This is a genomic window from Subtercola boreus (assembly GCF_003399635.1).
In the GTDB taxonomy this organism is placed as follows: domain Bacteria; phylum Actinomycetota; class Actinomycetes; order Actinomycetales; family Microbacteriaceae; genus Subtercola; species Subtercola boreus_B.
In genome coordinates, this window is sequence record NZ_NBXB01000015.1 from 15,584 (window position 1) to 36,067 (window position 20,484).

General features: G+C 69.9%; 17 protein-coding genes. 9 read left to right on the forward strand and 8 right to left on the reverse strand.

Features of this window, described 5'->3' with window-relative positions:
• Nucleotides 1-34: 34 nt before the first annotated feature.
• On the forward strand, nt 35-1,144 hold the full coding sequence (locus tag B7R22_RS04665; RefSeq protein WP_116410643.1) for an XdhC family protein: 1,110 nt from the start codon (nt 35-37) through the stop codon (nt 1,142-1,144).
• Nucleotides 1,145-1,384: 240 nt separating this feature from the next.
• On the opposite strand, the gene B7R22_RS04670 is transcribed toward B7R22_RS04665, so the two are convergent.
• The 6 genes from B7R22_RS04670 to B7R22_RS04695 all read right to left on the reverse strand — a co-directional run bounded on the left by B7R22_RS04670 (nt 1,385) and on the right by B7R22_RS04695 (nt 8,225).
• Nucleotides 1,385-4,261 carry a molybdopterin-dependent oxidoreductase gene (locus B7R22_RS04670; protein ID WP_116410644.1) on the reverse strand — a complete coding sequence of 959 codons (2,877 nt, stop codon included), beginning with the start codon at nt 4,259-4,261 and terminating at the stop codon, nt 1,385-1,387.
• Complete coding sequence (locus B7R22_RS04675; protein ID WP_116410645.1) at nt 4,258-5,061, reverse strand: FAD binding domain-containing protein; 804 nt, start codon at nt 5,059-5,061, stop codon at nt 4,258-4,260. The genes B7R22_RS04670 and B7R22_RS04675 overlap by 4 nt, the downstream gene beginning before the upstream one ends.
• Before the next feature lie 157 nt (nt 5,062-5,218).
• A complete protein-coding gene (locus tag B7R22_RS04680) occupies nt 5,219-5,623 on the reverse strand; it encodes a molybdenum cofactor biosynthesis protein MoaE (RefSeq protein ID WP_116410685.1) in 405 nt (134 codons plus the stop codon).
• A 112-nt stretch (nt 5,624-5,735) separates the two neighbouring features.
• Nucleotides 5,736-6,218, reverse strand: coding sequence for a MogA/MoaB family molybdenum cofactor biosynthesis protein (locus B7R22_RS04685; RefSeq protein ID WP_253258882.1), 483 nt, complete (start codon nt 6,216-6,218; stop codon nt 5,736-5,738).
• Nucleotides 6,215-6,763, reverse strand: coding sequence for a cyclic pyranopterin monophosphate synthase MoaC (moaC, locus tag B7R22_RS04690; RefSeq protein ID WP_116410646.1), 549 nt, complete (start codon nt 6,761-6,763; stop codon nt 6,215-6,217). The genes B7R22_RS04685 and moaC overlap by 4 nt, the downstream gene beginning before the upstream one ends.
• Nucleotides 6,756-8,225 carry a molybdopterin molybdotransferase MoeA gene (locus tag B7R22_RS04695; RefSeq protein ID WP_147305300.1) on the reverse strand — a complete coding sequence of 490 codons (1,470 nt, stop codon included), beginning with the start codon at nt 8,223-8,225 and terminating at the stop codon, nt 6,756-6,758. The genes moaC and B7R22_RS04695 overlap by 8 nt, the downstream gene beginning before the upstream one ends.
• A gap of 101 nt (nt 8,226-8,326) precedes the next feature.
• Between B7R22_RS04695 and moaA the strand changes: the two genes are divergently transcribed.
• The 3 genes from moaA to B7R22_RS04710 are packed head-to-tail and all read left to right on the forward strand — an operon-like array spanning nt 8,327 to nt 10,409.
• Entirely contained in the window at nt 8,327-9,436 is a 1,110-nt protein-coding gene (moaA, locus tag B7R22_RS04700; protein WP_172582211.1) for a GTP 3',8-cyclase MoaA, read from the forward strand.
• Nucleotides 9,437-9,441: 5 nt separating this feature from the next.
• Nucleotides 9,442-9,687, forward strand: coding sequence for a MoaD/ThiS family protein (locus B7R22_RS04705; protein WP_216363394.1), 246 nt, complete (start codon nt 9,442-9,444; stop codon nt 9,685-9,687).
• A gap of 8 nt (nt 9,688-9,695) precedes the next feature.
• Nucleotides 9,696-10,409 carry a 3-keto-5-aminohexanoate cleavage protein gene (locus tag B7R22_RS04710; protein ID WP_172582212.1) on the forward strand — a complete coding sequence of 238 codons (714 nt, stop codon included), beginning with the start codon at nt 9,696-9,698 and terminating at the stop codon, nt 10,407-10,409.
• Between the two features lie 13 nt (nt 10,410-10,422).
• Here the strand turns inward: B7R22_RS04710 and B7R22_RS04715 are convergent, their stop codons facing one another.
• Nucleotides 10,423-11,664 (reverse strand): ThiF family adenylyltransferase, encoded by a 1,242-nt coding sequence (locus B7R22_RS04715; protein ID WP_116410650.1) that lies wholly within the window; start codon nt 11,662-11,664, stop codon nt 10,423-10,425.
• A 280-nt stretch (nt 11,665-11,944) separates the two neighbouring features.
• On the opposite strand from B7R22_RS04715, the gene smc reads away from it, so the two are divergent.
• Nucleotides 11,945-15,583, forward strand: coding sequence for a chromosome segregation protein SMC (smc, locus tag B7R22_RS04720; protein WP_116410651.1), 3,639 nt, complete (start codon nt 11,945-11,947; stop codon nt 15,581-15,583).
• A gap of 119 nt (nt 15,584-15,702) precedes the next feature.
• Here smc and B7R22_RS04725 read toward each other — a convergent pair whose 3' ends face one another.
• On the reverse strand, nt 15,703-16,008 hold the full coding sequence (locus B7R22_RS04725; protein WP_116410652.1) for a hypothetical protein: 306 nt from the start codon (nt 16,006-16,008) through the stop codon (nt 15,703-15,705).
• Between the two features lie 144 nt (nt 16,009-16,152).
• Between B7R22_RS04725 and B7R22_RS04730 the strand changes: the two genes are divergently transcribed.
• From B7R22_RS04730 to B7R22_RS04745, 4 genes are all read left to right on the forward strand, one after another.
• Complete coding sequence (locus tag B7R22_RS04730; protein WP_216363395.1) at nt 16,153-16,935, forward strand: barstar family protein; 783 nt, start codon at nt 16,153-16,155, stop codon at nt 16,933-16,935.
• Nucleotides 16,936-17,011: 76 nt separating this feature from the next.
• Nucleotides 17,012-17,887: a signal recognition particle-docking protein FtsY gene (gene ftsY / locus B7R22_RS04735; protein WP_116410653.1), complete on the forward strand. Its 876-nt coding sequence runs from the start codon at nt 17,012-17,014 to the stop codon at nt 17,885-17,887.
• 12 nt (nt 17,888-17,899) lie between these two features.
• The gene (gene ffh, locus B7R22_RS04740) at nt 17,900-19,492 is read left to right on the forward strand and encodes a signal recognition particle protein (protein ID WP_116410654.1); all 1,593 of its coding nucleotides are present in this window, start codon (nt 17,900-17,902) and stop codon (nt 19,490-19,492) included.
• A gap of 91 nt (nt 19,493-19,583) precedes the next feature.
• Complete coding sequence (locus B7R22_RS04745) at nt 19,584-20,408, forward strand: LLM class F420-dependent oxidoreductase (RefSeq protein WP_116410655.1); 825 nt, start codon at nt 19,584-19,586, stop codon at nt 20,406-20,408.
• Nucleotides 20,409-20,484 lie beyond the last annotated feature (76 nt).

Genomic DNA, 20,484 nt, shown 5'->3' on the forward strand with positions numbered 1-20,484 from the left:
TGACGCGCTCGTTCCAGGCAGGGAAGGACTAGGGATGCTCGAACTCTCTGGAGCCCTGCTCGAACTGCTCGAATGCGGGGAATCGGTGGCCGTGGCGACGGTCACCCGCATCGACGGCAGCGCGCCGCGAACCCTCGGAACGGCGATGTCGGTCGACGTGCGCGGGGCGGTGATCGGCAGCATCTCCGGTGGCTGTGTCGAGGGTGCCGTGTATGAAGCGTGCCAAGAGGTTCTCGATTCGGGTGTTCCGGCGCTGCAGGAGTTCGGCTACACCGACGACGACGCGTTCGCGGTGGGTCTCGCGTGCGGTGGTCGCCTTGAGGTGATCGTGCAGCGGCTGGACGCGGCGGGCGGCGGTGCTGCCCTGCTGGCCGAGCTGCGGGCCGCGGCGGCGGGACAGCCCGCGGGTGTCGTGCTGGTGACGCGGGGGGCCGCGCTCGGCACGCTGCTGACCGGCGGGAGCGACCTCACGGAGGTGCCGGGGCTCGGCGTCGACAGTGCGCGACGGCTGCTGGCCGAGCTCGCGGCTCGCATCGCCTCCGGGCGCTCGGGCGTGGCGGTGGTCGACTGCGAGGACGGTCCCATCGAGGCACTCTTCGTGGTCTCATCGGTGAAGCCGCGCATGATCGTGTTCGGTGCGGTCGACTTCTCGGCCGCGCTCGCGAATGCGGCAGTGCTTCTCGGCTACCGCGTGACGATCTGCGATGCCCGCCCGGTGTTCGCGACGGCGGACCGGTTCCCCGCAGCCGACGAGGTCATCGTCGAATGGCCGGCAGACTACCTCGCGCGAACCGACACGGACTCCCGCACGGCCGTTGTGGTGCTGACGCACGACGACAAATTCGATGTGCCGCTGTTGCAGGTCGCGCTGGGGCTGCCGCTCGGGTACGTAGGGGCCATGGGGTCGCGGCGCACGCACGAACGTCGGCTGGATGCTCTCACCGCGCTCGTGCCTGAGGACGTGCTTTCACGGCTGCATTCTCCGATCGGGCTCGACATCGGGGCGAACACGCCGGAGGAGACCGCGGTGTCGATCCTGGCCGAGATCATCGCGACCCGGAACGCCGGTTCGGGCGCGCGTCTCAGCGCTCTGAGCGGGCCGATCCACCGCGCTGCGCCCGCTCATGCCGCCAGCGGAATATAGAGCCATGCCCGCCGACCCTGCCTGGATTCGAGCTTGCGGCCCTGCGGGATCCGGCCGCCTGTGTCGATCCGTAATTCAGGCAGGGGGAGGCGCTGAGCCTGACCGGTGGAGGGCGCCCCGCCCTGCCTGAATTGCTGCACGCGGATCGCGGATCGCGGATCGGGGATGCCGGAAAGCGGGGGAGCGGGCGCAGCCGGGACAGGGGCGGCGGGGGAACTGGCGCAGGCGGGGCGACACGGTTCAGCCGTGCAGCAGGCGCCAGACCCGGTCGCGGGAGATCGGGAGTTCGTGGGGGCGCACGCCGATCGCGTCGCGCACGGCATTCGCCAGGGCGGCCGGCACCGGGTTGTAGGGGGATTCGCTCATCGACTTGGCGCCGAACGGACCGAGACCGTCCGTCGTTTCGGCGAAGTAGACCTCGGTGACCGGCAGATCGGCTATCGACGGCAGGTGGTAGTTGCGGAGCACCGACGTGAGCACCTCACCGTCGTCGCCGATGACCAGCTCCTCGAACATGGCGGTGCCGAGGCCCTGTGCGATGCCGCCCTCGACCTGGCCGCGGCACTGCTCGGGGTTGATCACGAAGCCGGCGTCCGCACCGTGCACGGACTGCAGGATGCGGATCTCACCCGTTCCGGTGTTCACCGCGACGCGGAACGCGTGCACGTTGAAGGCGAGCGACCGCTGGGCGCCGTCGTGCTCGCCCGTGGACGTGATGCCGTCGGGGGTGGCGACCACGCGGGCCCTGCCGCCGGGGATCGACACGGTCTCGGGCGTGAGCGCCGCCGTGGCCGCCGGAGCGGCGAACGCGGCCACCTCGGCGAGTGGCACGAAGCGGTCACTGGAACGCAGACCGTCTGATTCGAGCATCCACTCCTCGACCGGGATGCCCGTGAGAGCAGCTACGGATTCCCGGAGCTTCAGGGCGAGCGCCGTTGCCGCGGCGAGCACCGCCTTGCCCGCCACGACGGTGCCGGCCGAGCCGAACGCCCCCGTGTCGTAGGGCACGACGTCGGTGTCGGACTGGCGGATGACCAGCAGGGCCGGCTCCGTGTTCAGGGCCGTCGCGGCGAGCTGCGAGTGCACCGTCGTGGTGCCGTTGCCGAACTCGGCCGTGCCGACGCTCAGGGTGTACACGCCGTCGGGACCGAGGGTGACCGACGCCTCGGCGAAGTGACCGCGCGGGGGGATCGTGGCGATCATCGCCGTGGCCATCCCCTCGCCGACCTTCCACGCGGAGCCTTCAGGGGCCGAGACTCCGTTGCCTCGTTCGAGTGCCGACTGGGCCAGGTCGAGCACTTGGTCGAGACCGTAGCTGCCGCCGAAGACGAGGTCGTCGCCCTCGACGTGGGTGATCACGAGGGGGTCGTTCGGCCCGACGGCGTTCAGGCGGCGCAGATCGAACGGGTTCATGCCGAGGGCGATGGCGAGATCATCCATCGCCGACTCGATGCCGAAGATCACCTGGCCGAGACCGTAACCCCGGAAGGCGCCCGAGGGCATGTTGTTCGTGTAGACGGCTTCGGCATCGACCCGCTTGTTCGGCGAGTTGTAGAGGCTGACCGACTCGGCGCAGCCGTGGAACATCGTGCCCGGCCCGTGGTTTCCGTAGGCTCCGGTGTCGCTCAGCACCTCGACGTGCACCGCGGTGAGGCGGCCGTCGCGGGTCGCGCCGAGGGTGACGCTGGTGCGCATCGGGTGACGGCAGGGCACGACGGTGAGTTCGTCGGTGCGGGTCATCTCGTACTGCACGGGGCGGCCGGTGGCGAGTACGGCGAGGGTCACGAGGTCTTCGGTCTGGATCTCCTGTTTGCCGCCGAAACCGCCGCCGACGCGGGTCGTGAAGACGCGCACCCGGTCGAGTTCGAGGTCGAAGATGCGCGCGATCTCGGTCTGCACGAGGAACGGCACCTGCGAGCTGGTGCGGAGCACGAGGCGTCCGTCGTCGTCCAGCCAGCCGACGGTTCCGTGGGTCTCCAGGGCGCTGGCCGAGATGCGGGCGGTCTGCCAGGTTCCGCTGACGGTGACGTCGGCAGCTGCCAGACCCTTCGCCAGATCGCCGTACTCTCCGTGGAGTTCGGCGACGAGGTTGCGGGCCGGGTCGGCGATGCGGGAAACGTGCGAGTCCTTGTCGGCGTGGAGAGCCGGGATGCCCGGCTCCTGCGCACGGGACGGGTCGAAGTTCGCCGGCAGCACGTGGTAGGTCACGTCGAGCAGGCGACAGGCCTCCTCGGCGATGCTCAGCGATTCGGCGACGACGACCGCGACGCGCTGGCCGCGGAACCGCACGACGCTGTCGAGGATGAGCGTGTCGTCGGGGTCCTCGGTGCGGTTCTGGTGCCGGGCCGTCGAGAAAAGGGTCTGAGGCACGTTCTCGTGGGTGAAGACGGCCGCGACGCCCTCGAGGGCAACGGCAGCCGCGGTGTCGATCGAGGTGATGCGGGCGTGGGCGTGCGGGCTCCGCAGCACGACGAGGTGCAGTACGCCGGGCATCGCGAGGTCGAGGGTGTAGCGCTCCTGCCCGGTGACGATGCGGGCGCCGGCGGGGGCCCGCACCGAGGTGCCGACCGAGCGGATGACCGGGGTGGGGCCGAGGCATCCGGAGCCGTCGTGGCCGGCGCAACCGGCACCGGATGCAGCGGGGGAGCCCGCTCCGGCCGTGCGACCCGCGCAACCGGGCTTAGCGACGTTGGCGACCCCGTGCAGGGCGTCGTTGATCGCCCGATAGCCGGTGCAGCGGCAGAGGTTGCCCTTCATCAGGCGCGGAAGATCGGCAGGGTCGGCGTCTGTGAGGGTGGACGCCGTGACGACCATGCCGGCCGTGCAGAAGCCGCACTGGAAACCGGCCGCGTCGACGAAGCGCTGCTGAACCGGGTGCAGGTCTTCCGGCGTGCCGAGCCCGGCGACGGTGGTGACGGCTCGGCCCGCGACGCGGTGCGCGGGGTAGACGCAGGAGTGGATCGGCGTTCCGTCGACGAGCACGGAGCACGCCCCGCAGTCGCCGGTGTCGCAGCCCTTCTTGACCTCGAAGTGCTCGTTGTCGCGAAGGAGCGTGCGAAGCGACTGCCCCGCGCGCGGGCTCACCTCGAGGGTTTCGCCGTTGACGTCGAACTTCATGCGAGCTCCTCCAGGATCTCAGCGGCCAGCAGGGCGCTCACACTCCGGCGCCAGTCGGCGGCACCGTGCGCGTCCGTGAACCATTCGGTGATCGCCAGCACATCGGCAGCGAGCTGGGCGGCGGCGGGCAGGGTCTCGTAGCGCAGCTGGAGGGGGCGAACCGTGCCTGCGGTCACGGTGAGCACGAACGCACCGGCGGGGGAGCGCCGTCCGAGCAGTACGGCCCCGGAGCGGCCGAGGGGCGAGAGGGCGATCTTGCGGAACGCGACGCGGGAGAGCAGCGATTCGAGCGGCACGGTGATCGAGCGCAGAACGTCGCCGGGCTCCAACACGGTCGTCTTGTTGCCCGTGATGAACCGGGTGACGGGCATCCGTTCGTCGCTCCCGTCGGCCCGCCAGACGAGCGCTTCACCGTCGAGGGCCGAGGTGAGGGAGGTCATCGGGCCGGCGGGAAGGGCGGCGGAGAGGTTGCCGCCGACGGTCGCGACGTTCCAGACCTTGAACGAACCATAGAGTGCCGTGCAGCATTCGAAGAAGGCGTGCTGGGCGGCCCAGCCCGGCTGCTGGGGGAGACGCGAGAGCTCGGCGAGCGTGCAGGTGGCAGCGATCTCGAGGCCGTCGGCGGTGACGGTGAGGGACGGCCAGCCCATCGTGAGCAGGTCGACGATGGCGGTGAGGTGGTGCTGCGGCTCGCCGTAGAGAGCGGAGCCGCCGGCCAGGGGGGCGACCGTCGGCCCGAGAACGGCGAGGTCGGCGCGGGTGCGGGCGGGAATGACGTCGGCGACGGTGTTGAGATCCACGGTGGCCCCTTCTGCGGGTCGTACGCGCCCGCTCCGCGAGGGAAGGCGGGCGGGACCGGCCCAGCGTAGCGCGGGCCTTGGGTTCCAGTGAACAGCAGAAAGATGACGAATGTGTAAACCGCGCCGCGCGGACGGGAGCGTGCGGCGCGGGCGGGCGTCAGCCGATCGACCCGACCCATTCGGCGCTGCCGTCGGTGAAGAACTGCTCCTTCCAGATCGGCACGCGTGCCTTCACCTCGTCGACCAGGGCCGCGCAGGCCGCGAAGGCGGCGCCCCGGTGCGCGGCGGAGACGGCGCAGGCGAGGGCGACGTCGCCGATGTCGAGGTCGCCGACGCGATGCGCGACTGCCAGCCGCGTGCCCGGATGGGCTGCGGCGACGTCATCGGCCACCTGCCGCATGACCTCGGGGGCCGACGGATGCCCCGAGTAGCTCAGCCGGCTGACGCCTCGACCGTCGTCGTGGTCGCGCACGATCCCGCTGAACGTGACGACCGCACCGTCGGAGGACGTCGTGACGTTGTCGACGCACCATTCCACGCTGATGGCCTGCTCGCTGACCATCGCGAAGGCCACCCGGCCGGGCGCGCTCCGGTCGTCGAGGTCGAAAGCGCCGGACTCGGTACTGCCGGGCAGCTCGGCAGCATCTGGCGCGCGGCCGCCGCTCCCGGTGGGCTCAGTCGGTGCGTCGATGGTCGCCTCCATGCAGTTGGTCGACCATGTGGTCGAGAACGTCGTCGAGCAGGCCCAGGCCGTCCTTCACCCCGCCGCTCGAACCGGGCAGGTTCACGACGATCGTGGATCCCGCAACGCCGGCCACCCCGCGGGAGAGCAGGGCGCTCGCGACCTTCAGGCCGCCGCGCCGCCGCAGTTCCTCAGAGAAGCCCGGGATCTCGTAGTCCAGCAGCTCGCGGGTCTGGTCGGGGGTGCGGTCGTGGGGGTGGATGCCCGTTCCCCCGCTCGTCACGACCAGATCGGGCCGCGACTCCAGCAGCGACGCAATCGCGGGGCCGACCCCGGTGCCGTCGGGTTCGACGCGGCGCTCGAGCACCGACCATCCGCGGTTTGTCGCCCACCGTTCGATCAGCGGACCGGTCACGTCTTCGTAGGTGCCCGCGGCGGCGCGCGTCGACACGATGAGGATGCTCACGGTGCTCACGAGGCTTCCCCGCCTGCCTGGGAACCGGGCCGCGCCCAGTCCCCGCTCTTACCGCCGCTCTTCGAGACCACCCGGATGTCGGTGATCGTGGCGAGCTTGTCGACCGCCTTGATCATGTCGTAGAGGGTGAGGGCTGCGACGCTGGCCGCGGTGAGCGCCTCCATCTCGACGCCGGTCACGCCCGTCGTCTTCACCGAGGTGTGGATGATCACCCTGTCGCTCTGCGGCGTGAAGTCGACCGTCGCACCCGAGAGGGGCAGAGGATGGCAGAGCGGAATCAGCGCCGACGTCTGCTTCGCACCCATGATGCCGGCGATCCGTGCCGTGGCGAGCGCCTCGCCCTTCGGCAGCTCACCCGCCACCAGCAACGCGATGACATCGGGTCGGGTGATGAGGGTCGCCTCGGCGTGCGCGATGCGTTTGGTGACGGCCTTGTCGGTGACGTCGACCATCAGCACGGCGCCGTCGGGGCGCACGTGGGTGAGGGCGGGTTCGCCTGCGTCGGTTGTAAGGCCAGCGTCGGTCGTGCGGGGGCCGTCAGTCATCGATCCTCCAGATCATCACCGGGTCGCCGGCGTCGAGGTGCTCCACGTCAGCGGGAAGATGCACGAGGGCGTTCGACGTGGCGTACGAGTGCAGCAGGTGCGAGCTCGGGCCGCCGACGAGGGCGACCGTGCCGTCGTCGGCGACGAAACCGCGCCTGACCTGGTAGGTCGCCGCGGGCGAGTCGACGGCGTCGGCGAGCATCGCGACTTCGCGGATGCGTTCCGCCGGTTCGAGCTGGGCTGTGCGCCGGAGGATGGGGCGTACGAACATCTCGAACGAGACCAGGGCGCTCACCGGGTTGCCGGGAAGGCAGAGCGTCGGGCGCGACAGCGGAGTGCTGGGGGCCGAGGACGGGATGACGGCGAGACCGAGCCCCTGCGGGCCTCCCGGCTGCATCGCGATCGAACCGAACTGCACCCCGAGGGGAGCGAGCGCGTCGCGAACGACCTCTCGCGCACCCGCGCTCACTCCTCCGACGGTGATGATGAGATCGGCCGTCGGACCGTGCTGGTTCAGGATGCCGAGCAGCACAGGAGCGTCATCCGAGCGGCAGGCGACAGCCGTCACCTCGCAGCCGGCGTCGATGAGGGCGATGCTGAGAGCCACACTGTTCGAGTCGTAGATCTGGCCGACGCCGAGAGTTGAGCCGGCCTCCCTGATCTCGTGCCCCGTCGAGACGAGCAGCACGCGCAGTCTTTTCACGACGGCCACCTCGGTGAGGCCGGTGCCGGCGATCACACCGAACTGGGCAGGGCCGAGGGTGCTGCCGGCGGGAAGGAGCACGTCACCGGCCGCGACATCGCTGCCGGTGCGGCGGATGAAGGCTCCGGGCGTGACTGGCGAGGTGAAGGCGACGGTCGGGCCCGCGAACGTGTCGGGAGCGGCAGGCGGAGACGCCGCGCCGGCCGCGTCGGAAGGCACGGCAGACCGGGAGGACCCGGCGGCCCCACCGGCTCCGCCCGTCTCGGAAAAACCTGCCGGCGGCACCTCGTCACCGCTCAGCTCTGCGCCGAGGATCAGATCGGGCTCGAACGCGAGCCGCAGCGCCTCCGCGTCGGGGAAGACCGGCGGCACGGCCGACTCGATCGGGACGATCGCATCCGCTCCGAGAGGCACCGGAGCGCCCGTCATGATGGGCGCGGCCGTGCCGGAGACCAGCGGCAACCCGCCGTCGCCCGCCGCGATCTGGCGCGCGACCCGCACCGACACCGGATGCTCGGGCGAGGCCGTCACGAGGTCGAACCACGACACGGCGTAGCCGTCCATCTGGGAATTGTCGAACGACGGCAGGTCGGTCGGGGACACCACATCGACCGCAAGCACCCGGCCGCGGTAATCCCCGGGGCGCGCCGCCATGCGGGACGGCGACACCACGAGCGCCTCGCTGGCGCGGTTCTCCGCGAGCGGGGCGAGCAGCAGCTCGACGGCAGCACGGTGTTCTTCGAGGGGGCGGCGTTTCACGGTTCCATCCTGCCGCACTCCTCCGACACTCCGGGAGCGGGCTCTCAATCTGTGGTGCGGGGGACTCCGGCACCCGGATGCCCTTCTACACTGGAATGACTATGACCGTCATGCTGGGTGTACCCGAGGTGCGAGCGGCCCACCGTGCCGTGCCGGGCGGCCCTGTGACATCCGGAGCCGCCTCGCGGCCCGCGGTGCCCGGCCTCCTCGACACGTTCGGGCGCACGGCGACAGACCTGCGTATCTCGCTCACCGACCGCTGCAACCTCCGCTGCACCTACTGCATGCCGGCCGAGGGTCTGCCCTTCCAGCCTCCCTCGACGCTCATGCAGCGCGACGAGATCGTGCGGCTCGCTCGCCTCGCCACCGAGGTGCTGGGCGTCCGCCAGGTGCGTTTCACGGGTGGCGAGCCGCTGCTTCGCAAAGACCTGGTCGAGATCATCCGCGATGTGGCTGCTCTGGATGCCCGCCCCGAGATCTCGCTCACCACCAACGCCATCGGGCTCTCCGGTCGCGCGGTCGCTCTCGCCGAAGCGGGTCTCGACCGAGTGAACGTGTCGCTGGACACCATCTGCCCGGAGACGTTCGCCATCATCACCCGCCGCCCGTTCCTCGAACGGGTGCTGAAGGGGATCGACGCGCTCGGTCTGGCGGGTATCCGGCACACGAAGATCAACGCGGTGCTGCTGCCGGGCATCAACGACACCCACGGCCCCGACCTGCTCGAATGGGCGCTCGCCGGAGGGCACCAGCTGCGGTTCATCGAACAGATGGCGCTCGACGCCGACCACGTCTGGGACCGCGCTGCGATGATCACGGCCGAGCAGATCCGCGAGCGGCTCTCGGAACGCTTCGAACTGACTCCGGATGCCGCTCCCCGCGACGGCGCACCCGCCGAGCTCTACCGGGTGAAGCGCCGGGGCGCATCCGTCGACGACCCGGAGCTCGGAACGGTCGGCATCATCGCCTCGGTCACCGAAGCGTTCTGCGACGACTGCCGCCGCACCCGGCTCACCGCAGAGGGCGGAGTGCGCAGCTGCCTCTTCTCGCACACCGAGACCGACCTGCTCGGGCCGATGCGTGCGGGTGCCGGTGACGATGAGATCGCGGACCTCTGGCGCCAGGCGATGTGGGCGAAGCCCGCAGGGCACGAGATGAACCTCATCGGGTTCCAGCAGCCCGACAGGCCGATGAGCGCGATCGGCGGCTGAGGCGGGTGCAGGTTCGAGTGCGGTACTTCGCCGCGGCCAAGGCCGCGGCCGGCGTGGCGGAAGACGTGCACGACCTGCCGGGCGGGAGCACGATCGAGGGCCTGCTGGTCGCGGCAGGGCTGGGCGGGCATCCCGTGATCGGGCGCAGCAGTTTTCTCGTCAACGGTGTCACGGTGCCCGGTCCGGCACCCACCCGGGTGCTCGTCGACGGCGACACGCTCGACGTTCTGCCTCCGTTTGCGGGAGGCTGAGTCCGCGCGTGATCCAGGCAAGCCTGAACGGGCCGTTCTCGAAAGACGACCACCCCGCTGTTCCCCTGACGAGCGCCGAGCTGGCGGCGGATGCTCGGGCGTGTGCCGCCGCCGGTGCGCGCGGCTTCCACGTGCATCCGAGGTCTGCTTCGGGAGCCGAGACGCTCGAGCACACCGTCGTCGACGAGGTGGTGCGCGCCGTGAAAGCCGCGCAGCCCCATCCGGTGGGGGTCGGGTCCGGGGCGTGGATCGCGGGCGACGCCTTGCGCCGGTTCGAGTTCGTCTCACAGTGGACGCAGCCCGACTTCGCGTCGGTGAACCTCAGCGAGGAGGGTGCCGTCGCGCTCATCCGTCGTCTCACCGAACGAGGGATCGCCGTCGAGGCTGGCGTCTGGACGGTGGACGACGCCGAATTCCTGGTGGCACACGACCTGGCGTCGAGCCTGCTTCGAGTGCTCATCGAGCCGGTGGAGCTCGACCTGACCGTGGCGCTCGAGATCGTGGCGGAGATCCACCGGGTGCTCGACCGCGGGCGAGTCGAGGTTCCGAGGCTCCAGCACGGCGACGGCGAGGCGACCTGGGTGCTGCTCGAAGACGCCGCCCGGCGGGGCATCGACACACGCATCGGGTTCGAGGACACCTTCCACCTGCCCGACGGGCGGATCGCGGCGTCGAACGCGGAACTGGTGCGCGCGGCGGTTGCGATCGTGGGGGAGCCCTGAGCGGGCCCGTCGCTCAGTAGCGGGCGACCTCCGGGTCGATCTCGACCGACCACGCTTCGATGCCGCCCTCGACGAAGCTCACCTGCTGCCAGCCCGACTGGAGCATCACCTCCCGCGCATACTGCGACCGCGTGTCGTGGTGGCAGTGCACGAGGATCTCGGCGTCCTTCGGCAGAACCTCGTCCGCGGCGGCCGAGAGCAGAGACTGCAGGGGCACGAGCACCGATCCGTCGATCCCGGCGAACTCGCGTTCCCACGGCTCCCTCACATCGAGCAGCACGAAGTCGTCGACTCCGGATGCCCGGGCCCGGAGCCGCACGGCGAGTTCCGTGACGCTGAGGGAGGCGGGTGCGCGTGCCGGGACGGGGGCGGCAATGGTGTCGGGGCGGGGGCCGGGGCCGGCGGGGCGGGAGTTCGGGGTGGCGGGGTTCGGCGAGGCCCCGGCGGCGGCGGCGGGGGCGGCGTCGGCGGCCGGCGCGGCGAACGGCACCTCGGTGTAACTGCCTTCGAACGCATCGATCACGAGGATGCGGCCGAGCAACGGTTCGCCGAACCCCACGATGAGCTTCATCGCCTCCGTCGCCATCGCCGATCCGACCGTTCCGCAGAGCGGCCCGAGCACGCCTGCGACCGAGCACGACTCGGCCTCGTCGTCCTTGGCCTGGCGCGGAAACAGGTCGCGGAGCGTGAGACCTTCGCCCGCGCCACCCGATCCACTCGCCGCCGGCCGGTGCCAGAACGTCGAGACCTGGCCGTCGAAGCGCAGCACGGAGCCCCAGACGTACGGTATGCCGAGGGCGGCGGCCGTGTCATTTGCCAGGTAGCGGGTGGCGAAATTGTCGGTTCCGTCGATGACGAGGTCGTACTGGCCGAAGATCTGCACTGCGTTGCCGTCGTCGAGTCGCAGTTCGTGCAGGTTGACCCGCACCAGCGGGTTCAGCTGGCCGATCGCCTCGCGCGCAGACCGTGCCTTCGACGTGCCGAGCACGTCGGACGAGTGGATGATCTGCCGCTGCAGATTCGACTCGTCGACCGTGTCGTCGTCGACGATGCCGAGGGTGCCGACCCCCGCTGCCGCGAGGTAGAGCAGCACGGGGGATCCGAGGCCTCCCGCACCGAGCACGAGCACCCGGGCCGCCTTGAGGCGCTGTTGGCCCTCGACGCCGATCTGCGGCATCCGGAGCTGCCGGGAGTACCGTCGCAGCTCCTGCTCGTCGAGGTCGTCGCCCGGCTCGACTAGGGGAATGCGTGCCATGCCCCGAGCTTACGCGCGCCCCGCCCCCCGCCCCCTTGCGCTCCCTCGCCCGTGGCATCCGCGCCCCTCTGTCGCTTCCGCGCCCCGGCGCGCAGGCGCGGAAGCGACAGAGGGGCGCGCTGAGCGAGAGGGGCGGCCGTGGCTGCGCGGAGCGGGGCGCGGGGAGCGGGCCGGCGCAGCGCGGCACTCGGGGTGCGGGCATCCGGTTCGGTAGCGTAGAGCAACGCCGGAGGGCGCGCCGATGCTGCGGCGATCATTCAGAACCTGAGAGGGGCGAGCCATGCACCTGAAGAGCCTCACCCTCAAAGGGTTCAAATCGTTCGCGCAGCCGACCACGTTCGCCTTCGAGACCGGCGTGACCTGCGTCGTGGGGCCGAACGGCTCCGGCAAGAGCAACGTCGTCGATGCCCTCGCCTGGGTGATGGGGGAACAGGGCGTGAAGACGCTCCGCGGCGGAAAGATGGAGGATGTCATCTTCGCCGGCACCTCGACGCGCGGGCCTCTCGGCCGGGCCGAGGTGATCCTGACGATCGACAACGCCGACGGGGCGCTGCCGATCGACTACTCCGAGGTGACGATCAGCCGAACCCTGTTCCGGAACGGGGGCAGCGAGTACGCGATCAACGGCGACCAGTGCCGGCTGCTCGATGTTCAGGAGCTCCTCAGCGACTCCGGTCTCGGGCGGGAGATGCACGTCATCGTCGGGCAGGGCCAGCTCGACGCGGTTCTGCACGCCACCCCCGAGGGTCGTCGCGGGTTCATCGAGGAGGCCGCGGGCATCCTGAAGCACCGTCGCCGCAAGGAGAAGACCGAGCGGAAGCTCGAGGCCATGCAGGCGAACCTCACCCGGCTGAGCGACCTGGCGGGTGAACTCCGTCGGCAGCTGAAGCCTCTCGGTCGGCAGGCCGAGGTCGCGAAAGAGGCCCAGACGATCGCCTCGGTGGTGCGGGATGCCCGGGCACGCCTGCTCGCCGACGAGGTCGTGGCCCTCCGCACAGCGCTCGACGACCACTCCCGGAGCGAGAACGAACGGCGCACCGAACGCATCGTGCTGCAGGAGCGGCTCGAGCAGAACCAGTTGCGCATCAACCGCATCCTCGAGGCGCAGGACGGCGACGCCGTCGACCTCGCCCGCCGCACCGCCTTCGGGCTCGAGTCGGTGCAGGAGCGGCTCCGCGGCCTCTACACGCTCGCGAACCAACGTCTCGCGCTGCTCGGCAGCGCGCCGAACAACGGGCTCGACTCAGGCCCCGGGGTGACGCCGACGATGGTTGCGGACTCGCGCGCGGAGGCGGCGCGGCTGGCCAGCGGCGTGGTCACCGCCGAGCAGGCGTGGCTGGCCGCCCAGCAGGTGACCGCCGCGGCCAGGCGTTCACTCGATGACGCCGACGAGCAGATCGCGGCGCAGAGCGCTCTCGTCTCCCGCCACGACCTCGAGATCTCGAAGCTCAGCGGTCAGCTGGAGTCCGCCAACTCGCGGCTCGCGGCGGTCCGGGGCGAGGATCTCCGGCAAGCCAACGCGCTGGACGCCGCCGCCGAGCGCCGGGAACGCCTGCAGATCGAATTCGTCGCCCTCGAAGCGCAGGCCGCGACCGCCGATGCGGGTGAGACCGACCTCGACGAGGGCTACGAGTTCGCCCAGGCCGCGGTGTTCGAGGCCGAGGCCGAGATCGAGAAGCTGCGGGATGCCCTGCACGCGCACGAGCGTGAACGTGACGCCCTCGCGGGCAAGACCAGCGCGCTCTCGATGGCGCTCGGCCAGAAGGACGGTTCGAGCGAACTCGCCGCGTCCGGTGTGCCCGGGGTGCGCGGGCTGGTCGCTGACCACGTGCAGGTCGAGCCGGGCTTCGAGGTGGCCATCGCGGCCGCGCTCGGGTCGCTCGCCGACGGAGTGTTGGCCGAGACGACGGACGACGCGTTCGAGGCTCTCGCGCGGGCCCGCGGCGGCGACATGGGCCGGGTCGAGGTAATCGTGGCGGGCGGTGGCGGCGCGAGCGTGGCTGGCGGTGGTCGCGGCGACACGGTTGCTTCGCACGACGGGCGGATCGCGCCGCTGTTCGAGGGCGACGGGCTGCGGGCGGCCGTCGACGTCATCACCGCGCCCGCCGGGGTGCACGCGCTGCTCGCGGCGACCCTCATCGCCGATGACCTCGACGCAGCGCGGGCGGCCTGGCCGGGCATCCGGAGCCTGCTGCCGGATGCGGAGTCAGCGCCGGGCGATGATGCCAAGGGCCCTGCGGGCTCCGGCCCCACCATCATCACCCGCGCGGGCGACGTTCTCACCGCGTACGTGCTGCGGGGTGGCTCGGGCGCCAAGAGGTCACGCCTCGAACTGGTCGCCGAGCGGGACTCCGCCGTTCGGCGACTCGAAGTCGTCACCGCCGAGATCGACAGGGCCAAATTCGCCCTCGCCGAGCAACGTGGCATCCTGCAGAACGCCAAGCAGCAGTCCACGACCGCGCTCGCCGCGCTCCGGGAGTTCGACTCCCGTCTGGCCGCCCAGACGGAGCGCCTCTCCCGGCTGAGGGCACAGGTCGACGCGAGCCAGGGCGAGTACGAGCGCCTCGAACGGAGCCGTGCGCTCGCCGGTGAGACCGTCGCCACTGCTCTCGGGGCCGTAGAGAAGGCCCGGGCCGAGCTCGAAACCGCCCGTTCCCGGCCCCGGCCCATCCTCGACGTCAGTTCCCGTGACGATCTGCTCGGCACGCTCGAAGGAGCACGCGACGGCGAACTGGATGCCCGACTGCAGCTCGAGACCGTTCGCGAACGCGTGCGAGCCGAACAGGCCCGCGTGCAGGAGCTCGAGCGCCAGCTGATTGCAGAACGGGCGGCGGCGGAGGAGGCCGCCCGACGGGAGGTGCTCCGCCGACGGCAGGTCGATCGTGCGAACGCCGTCGCGGGGAGCCTTCCTGGCGTGCTCGACTCCGTCGACCGCTCGATCGCTGCGGCGCGCCTCGAACTCGCCCAGCGCGAAGCGGAACGGAGCGAACAGAACGCCGAGCTCGGGGAGCTCCGCCGCGAGGAGGCGGCCCTCCGCGACAGGCTGCAGGGCATCACTGAGAACGTGCACGGCCTCGAGTTGCAGATCTACGAGAAGAAGCTGCACCTCTCGAGTGTGCTCGAGCGGGTCGGATCGGAGCTCGGGCTGGTCGAAGACGACCTGGTCGCCGAATACGGGCCCGACCAGCTGATACCGCCCGACGGGCCGCGTGCCGACGGGCCGCGCGCCGCCGACGGTTCCGACGAGACCCCTACGGGCATCCCGTTCGACCGCGACGACCAGAAGCGCCGACTGGCCAAGGCCGAACGGACGCTCGCGGAGCTGGGACGCGTGAACCCTCTCGCCCTCGAGGAGTTCGAGGCCCTCGAGCAGCGGCACCGGTTCCTGACCGAGCAGCTCACCGACCTCACGAACACCCGGAAAGACCTGCTGACGATCATCGACGAGATCGACGACAAGATGAAATTCATCTTCGAGAGCGCCTTCCTCGACACTCAGGCCGCGTTCGCGGAGGTCTTCCCGGTGCTGTTCCCGGGAGGAACCGGATCCATCACCCTCACCGACCCCGGCGACCTGCTGACCACCGGCGTCGAGGTGTCGGTGAAGCCGGCCGGCAAGAAAATCGAGAGGCTGTCGCTGCTCTCGGGTGGGGAGCGGTCGCTCGCCGCGGTCGCCCTGCTGATCGCGATCTTCAAGGCCCGGCCGAGCCCGTTCTACATCATGGACGAGGTCGAGGCTGCCCTCGACGACGCGAACCTCGGGCGCCTGCTCACCATCTTCCAGGACCTCCGGCAGACGTCGCAGCTGATCGTGATCACCCACCAGAAACGCACGATGGAGATCGCAGACGCGCTGTACGGAGTGTCGATGCGACAGGACGGCGTGTCGGCGGTGATCGGCCAGCGGGTGTCGGCCTGATCGACTGCCCGGTTGACCGGTTGACCGGTTGCCCGACTGCCCGACTGACCGACTGCCCGGTTGACCGGTTGACCGCCAGTCAGCCTGCCCGCCTGACCGGTTGCCCGGCCTGACCGGGCTCACCGCCCGCTGAGCACCCGCTCCCGGGCCCGAACGTACTCCTCGGGGGAGATGACCCGGCGGTGCTGCAATTCGTCGAGTTCACCCAGGCGCTCCTCGGTGGTCTTCGACGGATCGAGCAGAGCACTCTCCATCGCGCGGGTGGCGAGATCTGTCTGAAGCGTGAACGGGTTGTATCCCGCTTCCCGCACGCGTCGGGCGTTCCGGATGATCAGGGCGATTGTGATCACGAATCCGACGGCGACGACGACGAAGGCGGTGAACAGAATCGGAACGATGTTGAATGAAGTGGATGTTGCGGGCATCGGATGCCCCCTTCCTTGCTCTCCCACACAACTCCGATACTCAGCAGGAGTCAATCACCCATTCAGCCCACACTCAGGGTCGGCCGGCGGATAAGCTGAGCCTATGTCAGTGCGTCTCTGCAGCTTCGTATGCCGGTGAGCGGCATGGATCATGACCGGAGGGTTCACGAACGGATCGCTCTCGAAGAGTTCCTGCGCTTCATGGCCGGGTCTCCCGACGTCATCAGCGTGAACCATCGACCGCTCGAGATCGTCGTCGCCCTCACCGAGTCCAGAAGCCAGACGGCGACCGTGCCGATCGATCCTGCGACACTCTTCACCGCTCACCCCGACCTCCTCGGCGATCGCGCCGCCTTCCTCCCCGCGACCGCAGACCTGATGGTCGCGCTGTTCGAGGCGATCCGTCTCCGGGCGACGCCAGGCTCGACGATCACCCTGGACGCCGCTGGCCCAGGGTTCCTGGTCGATCCCGTGCGGGATGACGGTCGGCCCCCGTGGTTGACGGTGCCGCCGACCGCCTCACGCTCTGACGTTCGCGTGCCGCCCGGCGCCCGGCTCTACGAGATCGACGGAAACCGGATCGACTCGTGGGAGTCGTTCTTCACCGTGGTCGGCGAGGCCGTCAACGGCCCGGGTGGATACTTCGGCCGGGGCCTCGACGCTCTGTACGACTGCCTGCGCGGCGGTTTCGGCACGCCCGACGACGACTTCGGTTTCCGGTGGGGCTCGTCGGCGACCAGTCGGAGGGCGCTCGGATACGCCGAGGGGCGGCGCCTGCTGCGGCATCGATTGCAGACGGGAGCCCTCGTCAACCGACGGTATGTGCGCGAAGACCTCCTTGCGGCGGAGCACGACCGCGGCGCGACGCCGTTCGACTGGATCGTGGAGGTCTTCGACGACTCGGGCATTCCACTCGAACTCGCGTAGGGCGTCCGTGCGACTGCTTCGCGCCGGCTCACTCGCGCGGCTCACGCCGCCTGCCTCCGGGGAATAGTCTGGGGTCATGGCTGAACGTACCCCGTGGTCCCTCTCCGGCGCCCTCCGCGGCATGTTCGCGAAGCGCACCATCGACCAGGACACCTGGGACGACCTCGAGACAGCGCTGATCACGGGCGACTTCGGCATCGATGTCACCGACGAGATCGTCGGCGACCTCCGCTCGAAGGTCGCCCGGTACAACACGACCGATCCGAAGGACCTGCAGCGAATGCTGAGGGAGACGCTCGAGGAGCGCTTCTCGAAGCTCGACTCCACGCTGAAGCTCACCGAACGGCCCGCAATCGTTCTGGTCGTGGGGGTCAACGGGGTAGGCAAGACGACCACGATCGGCAAGTTCGCGAAGTTCCTCGCCAACTACAACCGCACGGTCGTCGTCGGCGCGGCGGACACCTTCCGCGCGGCCGCCGTCGAGCAGGTCGCCACCTGGGCCGAACGGGCCGGGGCCCACATCGTGCGCCCGCAGCAGGAGGGGCAGGATCCGGCGTCCGTCGCGTTCCAGACCGTCGAGTACGCCAAGCGTAACAACATCGAGATCGCCATCATCGACACGGCTGGCCGCCTGCAGACCAAGGGCGGGCTGATGGATGAACTCACCAAGATCAGGCGTGTCATCGAGAAGCAGGCACCGGTCTCCGAGGTGCTGCTCGTTCTGGATGCGACCACGGGCCAGAACGGGCTGCTGCAGGCCGAGGCGTTCATCGAGCACGCTGGCGTGACGGGGCTGGTGCTCACGAAGCTCGACGGATCGGCGAAGGCCGGTTTCGTCCTCGCGGTGCAGGAGCGCACGGGCATCCCGATCAAACTGATCGGCCAGGGTGAGGGCATCAACGACCTCACCGGATTCACCCCGCACGTGTTCGTGCAGAACCTGATCGGTTAAACTCTTCACACCATGGCAACTTTTGGAAACCTGTCTGACCGCTTGGCGGAGACGTTCAGAAACCTCCGCACCAAGGGCAAGCTCAGCCCCGCCGACGTCGACACGACAGTACGCGAGATCCGTCGGGCCCTGCTCGACGCCGACGTCGCGCTCGAAGTCGTCAAGGACTTCACGGGCAAGGTGCGGGAGCGCGCCCTCGGAGACGAGGTCAACAAGGCGCTGAACCCGGCCCAGCAGGTGGTGCAGATCGTCAACGAGGAGCTCATCGCCATCCTCGGTGGCGAGGCCCGCAAGATCCAGTTCGCCAAGAAGCCGCCGACCATCATCATGCTCGCCGGCCTCCAGGGTGCGGGCAAGACGACCCTGGCAGGCAAGCTGGCCAAGTGGCTCGCGAAGCAGCAGCACACGCCGCTGCTGGTGGCCGCCGACCTCCAGCGCCCGAATGCCGTGCAGCAGCTGCAGGTCGTCGCCGGCCAGGCGGGCGTCGCGGTCTATGCGCCCGAGCCCGGCAACGGCGTCGGCAACCCCGTCACGGTCGCCAGGGACTCCATCAAGTGGGCGATCGACAAGCAGTACGACGTGGTCATCGTCGACACGGCGGGCCGCCTCGGCGTCGACGCCGACATGATGAAGCAGGCCGCCGACATCCGTAAGGCGGTGCAGCCCGACGAGGTGCTGTTCGTCATCGACGCCATGATCGGCCAGGACGCGGTCGCGACAGCGAAGGCCTTCCAGGACGGCGTCGACTTCACCGGCGTCGTTCTCACCAAGCTCGACGGTGATGCGCGCGGTGGTGCGGCGCTCTCTGTGGCGTCGGTCACGGGCCGCCCGATCATCTTCGCGTCGACAGGGGAGTCGCTCGACGACTTCGAGCCGTTCCACCCCGACCGGATGGCGTCGCGGATCCTCGACCTCGGTGACATCCTCACCCTCATCGAGCAGGCGCAGGGCGCGTTCGACGAGGAGGAGGCGGCGAAGGTCGCGGAGAAGTTCCGCACCGACTCGTTCACGCTCGACGACTTCCTCGGCCAGATGCAGCAGCTGCGGGGTGCCGGTTCGCTCAAGAAGATGATCGGCATGCTCCCCGGCGCCGGCGCGATGAAGGAGCAGCTGAACAACTTCGACGAGCGCGAGATCGTGCGCACCGAGGCCATCATCCAGTCGATGACCAAGGCTGAGCGCACGAATCCGAAGCTGCTGAACGGATCGCGTCGCGTGCGCATCGCCCGCGGATCGGGCATGACCGTCACCGACGTCAACCAGCTCGTGCAGCGCTTCGAGCAGGCCTCGAAGATGATGAAGACCGTCGCCAAGGGAGGTGTGCCGCAGATCCCCGGCATGGGGCCGATGGTCGGAGCGGGCTTCGCGGGCGGCCGCGGCAAGAAGGTGCAGGCGAAGAAGGGCTCGAAGTCGGGCAACCCGGCGAAGCGGGCGGCCCAGAACGCGGCGATCGCCTCGGGAGAGAAACTGCCGGGTGCGGGCGGCGCCGAGGCGGGCGCCCCTGCCGGTTCGGGCTTCGGCCTGGGCGGCGGGCGCGGATCGGCTCCGGCCGGTGGTCCGAGCGAGAAGGAACTCGAGTCGCTGCAGAAGTTCCTCGGGCGCTGACGCCGCGTAGCGGTCGCTGACCTGGGTCGCTGATGCGCTTCGTGGTGGTGGTCGTGGTTGTGCTCACGATCGACGGTCGTAGGATCGAAGCATGACTTCCTCGAGCAACCGTCCCGTACGCATCGGCGTGCAGATCGCCCCGCAGCACTCCACCTACACCGAGATCCGCGACACCCTGACGACGCTCGAAGAGCTCGGGGTCGACGTCGCCTTCAACTGGGATCACTTCTACCCCCTCTCGGGCGACCCCGAGGGAACCCACTTCGAGGGCTGGAGCATGCTCGCCGCCTGGGCGGAGCAGACCACGACGATCGAGTTCGGGCCGCTGGTGACCTGCAACACGTACCGGAACCCCGACCTGCTTGCAGACATGGCCCGCACCGTCGACCACATCAGCGCGAAGAACGGTGCCTCCGGGCGCCTGGTCTTCGGCATCGGCTCGGGCTGGTTCGAGCGCGACTACGACGAGTACGGCTACGAGTTCGGCACCGTCGGCCAGCGACTGGATGCCCTCGCAGAGGCCATGCCGCGGATCGAGTCACGCTGGTCGAAGCTGACCCCGCCCCCGACGCGCAAGATCCCCGTGCTTATCGGCGGTGGCGGCGAGAAGAAGACGTTGCGCATCGTCGCGAAGCACGCGGACATCTGGCACAGCTTCGCCGACACTGAGACGCTCGAACGTAAGCTCGGCATCCTCCGCTCGCACTGCGACGAGATCGGGCGCGACTTCAGCGAGATCGAGATCTCCACCGGGGCCAGCGTGCGTGCGGGCGTCGGCTCCTCCGACACCGATGCCCTCGACGCGCAGCACGCGCTCGGCGCAACCCTCTTCACCCTGGGCATTTCGGGCCCGGGCCTCGACGCATCGCAGGTCTCCGACCTGCTCGCCTGGCGCGACGCCAAGAACGCCGCCTGACCCGCCCCGCCCCCGCCCCGCCCCGCCCCGCTCGCCCGTGCATCAATTCAGGTAGCACGCGTCGCCATCCACCATT